The sequence below is a fragment of the Chromatiales bacterium genome, assembly GCA_020445605.1.
Taxonomy (GTDB): domain Bacteria; phylum Pseudomonadota; class Gammaproteobacteria; order JAGRGH01; family JAGRGH01; genus JAGRGH01.
This window is the reverse complement of sequence record JAGRGH010000063.1, coordinates 150223-160214: the sequence shown is the minus strand read 5'-3', so window position 1 is coordinate 160214 and position 9992 is coordinate 150223. Positions and strand designations below refer to the sequence as shown.

At 64.3% G+C, this 9992-nt stretch carries 6 protein-coding genes; 3 read left to right on the top strand and 3 right to left on the bottom strand.

The window, feature by feature from the left end:
• Window positions 1-299: 299 nt before the first annotated feature.
• Window positions 300-2000, bottom strand: coding sequence for a winged helix-turn-helix domain-containing protein (locus tag KDG50_16110; protein ID MCB1866940.1), 1701 nt, complete (start codon window positions 1998-2000; stop codon window positions 300-302).
• Window positions 2001-2350: 350 nt separating this feature from the next.
• Here KDG50_16110 and KDG50_16105 point away from each other — a divergent pair, with 350 nt between their 5' ends.
• Both KDG50_16105 and KDG50_16100 read left to right on the top strand, forming a co-directional pair.
• Window positions 2351-3457, top strand: coding sequence for a carbon-nitrogen hydrolase family protein (locus KDG50_16105; GenBank protein MCB1866939.1), 1107 nt, complete (start codon window positions 2351-2353; stop codon window positions 3455-3457).
• A 40-nt stretch (window positions 3458-3497) separates the two neighbouring features.
• Window positions 3498-4433 (top strand): carbon-nitrogen hydrolase family protein, encoded by a 936-nt coding sequence (locus KDG50_16100; GenBank protein MCB1866938.1) that lies wholly within the window; start codon window positions 3498-3500, stop codon window positions 4431-4433.
• Between the two features lie 110 nt (window positions 4434-4543).
• Here the strand turns inward: KDG50_16100 and KDG50_16095 are convergent, their stop codons facing one another.
• Window positions 4544-5824: a hypothetical protein gene (locus tag KDG50_16095; GenBank protein MCB1866937.1), complete on the bottom strand. Its 1281-nt coding sequence runs from the start codon at window positions 5822-5824 to the stop codon at window positions 4544-4546.
• 129 nt (window positions 5825-5953) lie between these two features.
• Here KDG50_16095 and KDG50_16090 point away from each other — a divergent pair, with 129 nt between their 5' ends.
• Entirely contained in the window at window positions 5954-9004 is a 3051-nt protein-coding gene (locus KDG50_16090) for a hypothetical protein (GenBank protein ID MCB1866936.1), read from the top strand.
• Window positions 9005-9048: 44 nt separating this feature from the next.
• Here KDG50_16090 and KDG50_16085 read toward each other — a convergent pair whose 3' ends face one another.
• On the bottom strand, window positions 9049-9825 hold the full coding sequence (locus KDG50_16085; protein ID MCB1866935.1) for a hypothetical protein: 777 nt from the start codon (window positions 9823-9825) through the stop codon (window positions 9049-9051).
• Window positions 9826-9992 lie beyond the last annotated feature (167 nt).

The following is a 9992-nucleotide window of genomic DNA, read 5'->3' as shown; positions in this document are numbered from 1 at the left end:
CGAGCCGTCGGCCACGCCGTCGCCGAAACCGTCACCGATGCCGTTGCCGAAGAAAGGACCGTTGCCCCAGAAGGCATTGGCGGAGGTGGCGGCCAGGAGGGCGGCAGCTGCGATGATCTTTTTCATGGTGTATCTCCCAAAAGAGGTTTAGAGGTTGATTAGGTTTGGGACCACGAGGTCCATGGGTGAGCATTCTATTAGAATCGCCTAATATAAGCAATCCCTAATTTAGATATTTTTTGGGGAGGCCCAAGCCGGACTAGTGGGAGCCGGGGTGCCGGTCGCGGAAACCGATCTGGCTAGCGGCCGGGGCTCAGGCTGTCGCGAAGGCGCTGCAGCTGGTTTTTGTCCGTCATCGGATAGGTACGTAGCCATCTTTCCAGCGCGAAGTCCGGATCGAGTTCGCGAATCTCTTCAAGCTCCCAGGCTGCGTCCTCGGCATCACCCTGCTCATTCAGGACCGCGGCGAGGTAGACATGCGCCTCAACGTTCTGTGAATTGCGGGCGAGGGCCTGGCGTAGATTGATCGCCGCCTGCTCCAGATTGCCCAGGAAGAAATACGCGCGGCCGAGCAAGACGTAATAGAGATACCCGGCGTCGGGTCGAAGCCGGATCGCGGTACGCAGCAGGGAGATTGACCGTTGCGGACGACCGCGGTAGGTCTCGACGCCGCCCAGCAGGGCGTAGCCGTCGGCGAACGAGCGATGCAATTCCAGTGCGTGGCGTAGACGCGCGACTGCGTCGGTGTGCTCGCGCCGCTGTGCATGGACGTAGGCGATGACCCAGTCCACCTCGGCAATCTCCGGGTCAATGCCGGCCGCGGTACGGGCCGTAAGTTGCGCCTGTTCCAGTGCAGCGGCACTGTCGGTTACCCATTGGTTGCGAAAATCCGCGGCGAAAGTCAGCGCCAGTCCGGCGTAGGCACGCGCAAAATTAGGGTCAAGTTCGATTGCGCGCCGGTACAGTGCGCGTGCACGTTCATTGGCGTCCCGACCGCGTACCAGCAGATTTGCCTGCGCGCGCTGGAACAGCGCGTAGGCCTCGAGATTTCGAGTATAGTGCCGCGCCTGGCGTCGTAGTTCCGCTGCACTTACTTCGCGCGACAAGGCACGAGTGAGATCGGCGCTGATTTCGCCCTGCACCTCGAACAGATCCGTGATCGGTCGGTCGTAGCGCTGCGCCCAGATCTGAACACCATTTCGCGTATCGATCAGGCGGGCATGTACCTGCATGTGGTCTGCATTGCGTTGCACCGAACCGTTGACACTGTAACGTGCGGTGCCCCCAGGCCGTTCGGCGGATATGTCCCCGCTCAGAACCCACAGGCCGTCTACCCTTCCCAGGTCGGTCCTGAGGTCAGCCGTGAGGCCCCGCGCGAGGTCTTCCTGCGGCTGCTCGTCGATGAGGGCGCGAAAGGGTTCTATTTGAACCGTCGCCCCTGGGTCGATTTCGACCAGTGGTAGATCTTCCAGTTCGATGTCGCGGGTGGTGGGGTGGGAAAGCCAGACGTAAGCCGATCCGATCGACAGCACGATGGCTATTGCGGTCAACGCAGGAAAATGCAGTCGCCTCGATCGCGCGACGGGGCCTGGCATGGTCCGCGCGCTTGACTCGGCCGCCGGCTCCTGCCCCCCGGTGGCGGATTGCCCAACCGGGACCAGCAGCCGGTAACCGCGCTTGGGTATCGTTTCTACATAACTGGCGGCGCGCGCCGAATCCCCGAGCGCGCGCCGCAGTTTGGTGATCACCTGGGTCAGCACGTCATCGCTGACGATCAGACCGGGCCAGATCCTTTCGATGAGCGTCTCGCGTGTCAGTACGGTACCGGGACTTCGAGCCAGCTCCAGCAGTACGGCCACGGCCTTGGGCTCCAGACGTTTAATCCGGTCGCCACTACGCAGCTGATTCAGAACAGGGTCGAGATCCCAATCGCCGATCCTGATGGAGGCATCGACCGAGAGCGGGGCGTGTGGGGTTGCGGGCCCGGCGTGCGTGATCATGGCATCCGCCGGTTCGGCTGGCAGATCGCGTTTCGACTCAGGCTACGAACACGCATGCAGTCATCGTAGTGGTTGATTTTCTTCGTGGAAATGCTTTGTTCGGAAAAAGTTCGGAATTCCTTTCGGACATCACCGAGGGGATCCGTCAGTCTGTTCGGCACATTTCCCCTGACGAGATGACATTGGATGCCAAGACCACAGACTATGTCCGCCGCAATCGCAGGTCAGTTAATCACCGACGTGCACGGAGCGGAATCTGCCCGGCTGGCCGGCGTCTGGTGTGATCGTCGGCGAACTCGGCCGCACCCGGGCACCGCGCCTCGCCGGAACTGGCCGGACCCGGTAACCCCATGATTCCGCGCTCAGGCCAGGTTTCCCCCGTGGACCCGCGGCGTCGGCAGATCAACCGCTGGTTGCTGGCCGGTCTGCTTCTGGTCGGATCGCAGCCGACGCCGGCCGTCGCCCTGGTCCCCAGGCCCGCCAGACGCACACTGATGGTCGGTGCCGTGCAGATGGAAGCCAAGCTTGGTGATTTCGACGCCAATATGGCCCAGGCTGAACAATTGGTGCGCGAGGCAGCCGCGCGCGGAGCCCAGTGGATCGTGTTACCCGAGATGTTTACATCCGGCATCGGTTTTCACGAGAACATGCTTGGCACCATTCGTCCCTGGGATGGGGCTCCGCTGCAGATGTTGCAGCGCCTTGGGCGCGAGACCGGCGCGACCATCGGCGGGTCTTTTCTGGCGCGACACGGCGATGAGGTGCGCAACAGTTTCGCCCTGGTCTCGCCCGCGGGCGTGCTGGGTCGGCACGACAAGGACCACCCGACGTTCTGGGAGAACTGCTACTACCAGGGTGGCAGTGACGATGGGCTGATCGAGACCCCGATCGGCGTGGTTGGCTCGGCCCTGTGCTGGGAGTTGATCCGCTCGGCCACTGCGCGACGTCTGCGCGGAAGGGCTCGGCTGCTGTTGAGCGGCTCCGGCTGGTGGACTCTGCCTGACGATGCGCCGGATGACAGTCCCAACCGAACCCTCAACCTTCGCATGTTGCAACGTGCGCCCGTGGAGATGGCACGGATGCTGGGCGCCCCCGCGGTGCATGGCTCGCACGCGGGGCGACTTGAGGCCTACTTCAGCCCGGAATTACCGGACGTTCCCTACAACTCGAGATTCCAGGGCGAGACCATGATTGTTGACGCGAACGGCGGAATCCTGGCACGCCGCTCCCGCGAACAGGGTGCAGGTGTGATCACCGCGAGTATCGAGATCCCCGAGCAACCCGACCCAAGTCTCCCGATACCTGATCGTTTCTGGATACCCGGCGAGATGCCGGAGGAATGGAAGACTTCATGGACGCGCTGGTTCGCCAGTGGCGGCGATTATTATCGCGTCGTCACCCGACCCTATCTCCAGACTGGCGAGGTCGCGGACTACGAACCTCTCTATTTGCGTTGATGAACATACGAGGCCACCAAGTTGCCACGAGGAACCCGAAATGACCCGAGTCACCGTGATTCAGGAAGCGCCCGTCATGCTCGACCGCGTCGCCACCATCAGGAAGGCTGTGCAGCTGATCGCTCAGGCCGCAAGCGAAGGCGCGCAGTTTATCGTCTTTCCGGAGGCCTTCATTCCCGGCTATCCGGCCTGGATCTGGCGTCTGCGCCCAGGGAGCGACTGGGCGCTCAGCCAGGCCATTCACCAACGGTTACTCGACAATGCCGTAGAGGTGGATGGGCCGGATCTCGACCCGATCCGGCAGGCCTGCAGAGAGCACCACGTGATCGTGATGTGTGGTATTCATGAGCGCGACCCGGACGGCGGTCGCGCCACGCTATACAACAGCACCGTGACGATTTGCCATGAGGGCAAACTGATCGTTCATCACCGGAAACTGATGCCCACAAACCCCGAGCGGATGGTCTGGGGGTTTGGTGATGCGAGCGGGATGAAGGTCTTCGAGACGCCGCTTGGCCGGATTGGCAATCTGATCTGCTGGGAAAACTACATGCCGTTGGCACGGTATGCGCTCTACGCCCAGGGTGTCGAGATCTATGTCGCGCCTACCTACGACAGCGGCGATGGCTGGATCGGAACGCTACAACACATCGCACGCGAGGGACGTTGCTGGGTGGTCGGCGCAGGCAACGCGTTACGCGGTGCTGACATCCCGGCCGATCTGCCCGGGCGAGACCAGCTCTATGGGGATGACGAGGGGTGGGTGAATTCCGGCGACTCGGTCATCATTGCCCCGGGCGGAAAGATCATTGCGGGACCGTTACGTGACGAGCAGGGTCTGTTGAGCGCTGAAATTGATCCGGAGGCTGTCGGGATTGCCCGGCGGGACTTCGACGTAGTCGGGCATTACGCGCGGCCGGATATTTTCGACCTGCGGGTGAACACACAGGCTCAGCGGCCGGTACATTTCGATTGACTCCGTGTGGACCGGCGAATCGGGTATTGACCGCACGTGTTCGGGCTACCGTGACAAGTTGCCTTGAAGCGGGCTTCGTGGGTCTGGACCGGAACTCTCCACACACATCGCTAGCGGCCGCTGAGGCGCGCGAGGATCGGCCGAAACTCGCCGCCCTGCTTGTAGGCGCCGACCACCCAGCCGGAACCGTCACTGGAGCGGGTGTCGCTGCCATATAGAAGAAGGCTCGGCAACGCGGCCATGGAATCGGGCCGCATGCGCAGTTCGGCAATGCGCGAGCGCCGGGTTTCGGGGTCCAGCACCAGCCAGCTGTAACCGCGACCGTTTCGATCCCGGCCGGCGACGGCCGCGATCCGGGTTCCTCCATCCACGGGATAGAGTGCGGCCGGATAACTGCCGTCGAGCGGATGCATGGAGCCGGCGTCGCGCACCCGGGCCGGGGCGTCGCCCGCGCCGGGTTCGATCACATACATCCGTCCGGTGTGTGTCGTGAACGCGGAGCGCGCGCCGGAGAGTTCGGTCACGCCGACGATGCCATGCGAGCGGTCCGTCGGGTCGGGGTCGTAGTAGTCGAGTGGGGTTTCGCCGATCTCGTTCAGTTCTGCGTCGAACTCCACCAGCGTGCTGAGCCAAGCTTTCGAGCCCGAGCGGGTCACGCCCGGCGTGCGGCGCAGGCCCTTGACCTCGGTCTCGACCACGCGCGGCACGTAGGCGTGACCACGCGGGTCGACGACAAGATTGCGCGAGACGTGTCCGCCGATCGAGCCGACCCGTACCGATCGCGTTTCGCCAGTTCGTGGATCGAGGTGAACAAGGATGTGACCGAAGTAGCCCAGCGCATACAGCTCGCCAGCCCCGCCGGCCATCGCGACGATGCCGAACGGAAACGCGGCGAGGTGCTGCCACTCACCCGAATCCGGTTCCACGCGCCACAGGTGTGAGCCGTGCTCCGGTCCGCGGCTGCCGTCGGCGGCTTCGCCCTGTTCGTCGGTCGAGGCGAAGTACAGCCAGCCGTCCGTGCCCTCGACGAATTTCGTGTGGATCTTGTTCTGGCGAACGCCCGGCGTGTCGAGACCGGCCCTGCGCAGTTGGCTGACCACGTCGCCCCGCGCGGTGAATGCGCCACCCTGCGGATCGAGCGACCAGACCTCAGCCGAGGCGCCGTCGACATCGCCGGCGCTAACTGCGAACCAGATGTGGCCTTGCGCATCGCGACCGGTCGCGCCCCAGATGGCCTCGCCGCGTACCGCGGCCGGAAGTTCGACCTGTGTGAGGACGGGCGGCGGGTCGCCGGGCAGCGTGGGCAGATCGCTGGCGCGCGCGCCATGCGGGAAGCTGCTCAGCAGTGCGATGGCGCCGACCAGCGAACGGATTGAACGAGGATGAGCCACTGCGGCCGAACCGTTTGATCAAGATACAAGGACCAGAAGCTACCCCATCCGGAGCACGGACGCGACCGCAGCACGGGTTGCCGATGTGCCGGAGACCTCAACATTGTTCCGGCGTGGCAGGATAGGCCGATGCAGCTTCCGGTCCGAATCGCCCCATTCGTTCTTGCGCTGGCGCTGATCGGCGCCGCGGCGCACGCGGAAAGCCCGATCCAGGTCGATCCGCGGCTCGTTGCGGCCGATCTGTACATCGAGATTCAACAGGAGCCGGCACGCGGCGAACTGGAGTTCGCGCTTTCCGATCCCGCTCCCAATCGTGCCGGACGCTGGCCGGTGCGCGGGGCGATCCCGTTCCACCGCGGCGAACTGCGCAGCACCCGTCGGTTGCGCCTGACCACCACCGAGGGCGTGCCCGTCGACGTGCAGGGCTTCGCCACGGCGTACTGGCCGGACGGCTCGATCCGCTGGCTGTGCATCGATTTCGTGACGCCGGAAGGTCCGGCGCTCACGCGCGGCTATCGGTTCGAGTGGGGCCGCGCCGTGCCGTCGCTGGACGTCCCGACCGATGTGCAGGCGGGTCCCGACCGTGTGCGCGTGCCGACGGCGGCCGGACCCGTGGTGATTTCCCGTGATGAAGACCTGCTCGCTGGCGGTGCCGTCGGGCCGATTCGGGCGTTTGCCAGGATCGCGACCGATGGCACCGGAACGGGGGCTGCCGAACACCGGTTTACAGCGGAGTCCCTGAGCGTTCTGGAAACCGGCCCGGTGCAGGTCAGCGTGCGTGTGTCCGGCCACTATGGGGATGAACGTTCGGCGTTCTCAAAATTGCACTGGCGTTATCCGGCGAGCTTCGTGCTGCGCGTGTATCGGTCGATTGCACACGTCGAGGCGCAGCACGCGTTTGGATTCAACGGCGACGAATACCGCGACTTCGTTCAATCCTATGGTCTGAAGATGATCGGCGCCGGACCGCTCAGTGTCGGGGCCGATGCAAAGTCGATCGGGCTCGGTGCCGGCGATCGCGTCGTACAACACGACGCCCAGACCTGGAAGTCGATGCATCGTGAAGGCAGGCACCTGGACGGCTGGGCTGCGGGTGGCAGTACGCTCGCCGTCATTCGCGACGGCTGGCGCAACTGGCCGATTGCGTTTGCGCGTGACGCCGATCACTGGCGGGTCGAACTGCTCGGTGAATCCGATGGCCGGGCCCTGGATCTGCGCTACGAGGAAGCCGGCAATCCACCGCGACGAATGGTCCGCACGCAATCCATGGAGATCGGCGACCGGCTGACGACCGAGTACCTCAGCGAGGACGACAACATCACCCGTGGGCGGGCCGCCGGGCTGGTGCGCGTGCACGAGTTCGTGCTGCGTGCCGGCACGGATGCATCTGCGGCCGTTCCCGGCGCGGCCGCGCAGTTTCCGCTCGTGCCCGCGCTCGATCCGCAGCGCGTGCGATCCACGCGTGCACTCGGCGACATCGCCGTCTATGACCGGACGGAATACGAGGCGCAGCGGCGTTACTACGGCACCATGCTCGACATCCTGCCGGTCGCGCACGAGGCGCTCGGGCTGTACGGATTCGTCGATTGGGGCGACGTGCCCATGCTGGACGTCGATCCGCCGGATGGATTTCATCCGCTGTTTTCCGGCGGGTTCGGCTGGGTCAACGGCGAACGGGCGGTAGAAGCCTGGCCGTACCACTACGCGGCCGGCGGCGGTCGACGCTACTTCGACTTCGCGCGCGCGGCAGTGCACCACACGCTGGGAATCGATGCCGAACATCCGGGCGGCGACGATCTCGCGGGGTCGTTCCACCGGCACAATCAGGTCCACTGGCGGCACAACGAGATCAATACGCGCATGGGCGGTGCGCGTGGCTGGTATGCCTATTACTGGCTGAGCGGTGACCGCATGGTCGAGCAGATGCTCGGGTCCGTCGGGCCGGATTCACCCGCGCGCATTCAGCGGATCGACCTGCGCGAAGCAACGCCCAACCCCGTCGTCGGATACGACTACCAGGATTGCGCGGACCACACACTGGTGCACCTTGCATGGATCACCACCGGAGATCCGCGCTACGCGCGCGCGCATCCCGGGCTGGTTCGACTCTGGAAACACGCCGCGGAGGCGGGTGTCAGTACCGCGCGTACGGCCGTTCGAATGACCATCGAGGGCGACGAGCCGAAAGGCTTTGAACTCGATCCGTCGATCGGCCCGTTGAATCACTACTGGTTCACCTATGGATGCGATGACTTCCTGCTCGACTGGGCGGCGCTGGCGGGCGATGCGGCGGCAACGGATGCGTTGCTCGCGCTCGGGCGCAAGTTCTGGCTCGATCGCACGCCGGTGTTTCTGTACCAGTCGGCCGAGGCCCTGTACCTGGCACTTGCGGCGCTGACTGCAGATTCGCGTCTGCCGGCCCGGTTCTCTGCTCTGCGACACCAGCGGCGCGGACTCGGAATCGCCGGTCTCGCCGGACCAGACACCCGGACGGTCGATTCCGGTCAGGCGGGCTATCGCGATGGCGCGGACTGGGTGTCGCGGGGGGTATGGGTGTATGGAAAGAACGGCATTCAGATCAATGCCGCGGGGGCGCGTGAAACCTTGCTGCTCGCACGTGCGCAAGAGTTGTTCGAGCGTGGCGGGGCGCCGGTGCCGATTCCGATCGAGCGCAAGGCCGATGTTGTATTGCAGCTCGGCTTTGGCGGTTGTGATGCGCGCGAGTTCGCGGACGGCAATCGTCGCTATGAGAAATCGGCCGGATTTGGCTGGATCTCGGGCTTGGACCGGCTGACCGAACCCGGCGATTCATTGCCGGCGCGCGCGCGCGGATGCCGGCATTTGCGTCTGTGGGGACTGCATGGGTTTCGCATCACGCCGAAGCAGCCTGGTGACTACCTGATCGAAATCGGTGGCGCATACCGTCGGCATCCTGGTCGTGGCGATGTATTCGTAAACGATCGGCTGGTCGTTCCCGCCGCGGCGCTGGCGGACGACGAGGTCGAGTGGAACTGGGCCGGGCCGGTGGTGACGAACGCCGCCGGGAGTATCGATCTGAAGCTCTGGCAGGGCGAGGGCAGCAACAGCCGCGGTGAACCGCTGGATGTGCGGTTGAGTTACATCATCCTGCGTCGTGCGCCGGCCGCGACTGAACGCACCGGCGAAGTGGGGTCCAAATGATGATCCTGGCTGGCGGCTGGCGGCTGGCGGCTGGCGGCTGGCGGCTAGGTCGGCACCCGGCCGCGCGGGATGCAGCGACTGACCGGGAATTCGCTGGTTTCGATGCCCAGACACTGCACCAGCGCATCGATGTGTGGTTGCAGTTCCTCGCTGACCATCACGGCGAGCGCCCGTAGCGTGTCTTCCGGAATGTCGTACTCGATGATCGTCGACGTTCGATGCATGCCGAGTTCGGTCAGCGCCTGCATCTGCCTGTGTATCGGTTCCCATTGGATGTCGTCGAGAATCACGATGCGTGCACCTGCGCACAGCTCGCGCATATAGGGGTCGCTGAGCAATCCGTCGCGGGTGCCGAGTGGTCCGTCGATGTATAGGAAGTCCGGTGAGCAGGGCAGGAGTCCACGCACGCGGTCCATGTCGTAGTAGCCATCGCGCTCGCGAATCGCGACGTGATGAATGCAATCGGTGCGCAGTCCGCCGAGGTTCGCAATCATGTTGCCCGCTGCAACCCAGGCGGGATTTTCATCGGCCGCGACCAGAATTTTGTCGCATTTTGTGGCGTATTCCGATAAATAGATTGTGCTTCTGCCCGAGCCGAGTTCCAGCATGCATTCGGGGCGGAGCTGGTGCAGCATGGCCGCGAGCAATACCCACCAGGGGTGGCTCTTGGAGGTCCAGACCCGGGACGGCAGGGGGATCTGCGCGGTACCCGGTGGGCCAGGCGGGACAATAAACCCGCCGCGCGCGCTGCGCCGAAGTGCCGCAAACTGCCCGAGTTCGCGCGCCCAGCCCAGCCAGCTTCGCGGATTGAACGGGTTCATGGTCTAATCTCTCGCATTGGATGCTCCGGCCGCGATCTGTTGCTGACCGACGCATGATATTCCGTGGGGCTGTCCAGCCGCGAGATCGCTGGAACATCAAGTTGGCGCAACCTGCCAACCAATGACAGCTCGTTTCAGGTTTTGCTTGGCGTCAGAGCGCCAACCGT

Excerpts from the sequence above, each read along its gene's own strand:
- KDG50_16090 (MCB1866936.1), top strand. The coding sequence starts at position 5,954 with ATGCAGCTTCCGGTCCGAATCGCCCCATTCGTTCTTGCGCTGGCGCTG.
- KDG50_16110 (MCB1866940.1), bottom strand. The coding sequence starts at position 2,000 with ATGATCACGCACGCCGGGCCCGCAACCCCACACGCCCCGCTCTCGGTC.
- KDG50_16100 (MCB1866938.1), top strand. The coding sequence starts at position 3,498 with ATGACCCGAGTCACCGTGATTCAGGAAGCGCCCGTCATGCTCGACCGC.
- KDG50_16085 (MCB1866935.1), bottom strand. The coding sequence starts at position 9,825 with ATGAACCCGTTCAATCCGCGAAGCTGGCTGGGCTGGGCGCGCGAACTC.
- KDG50_16105 (MCB1866939.1), top strand. The coding sequence starts at position 2,351 with ATGATTCCGCGCTCAGGCCAGGTTTCCCCCGTGGACCCGCGGCGTCGG.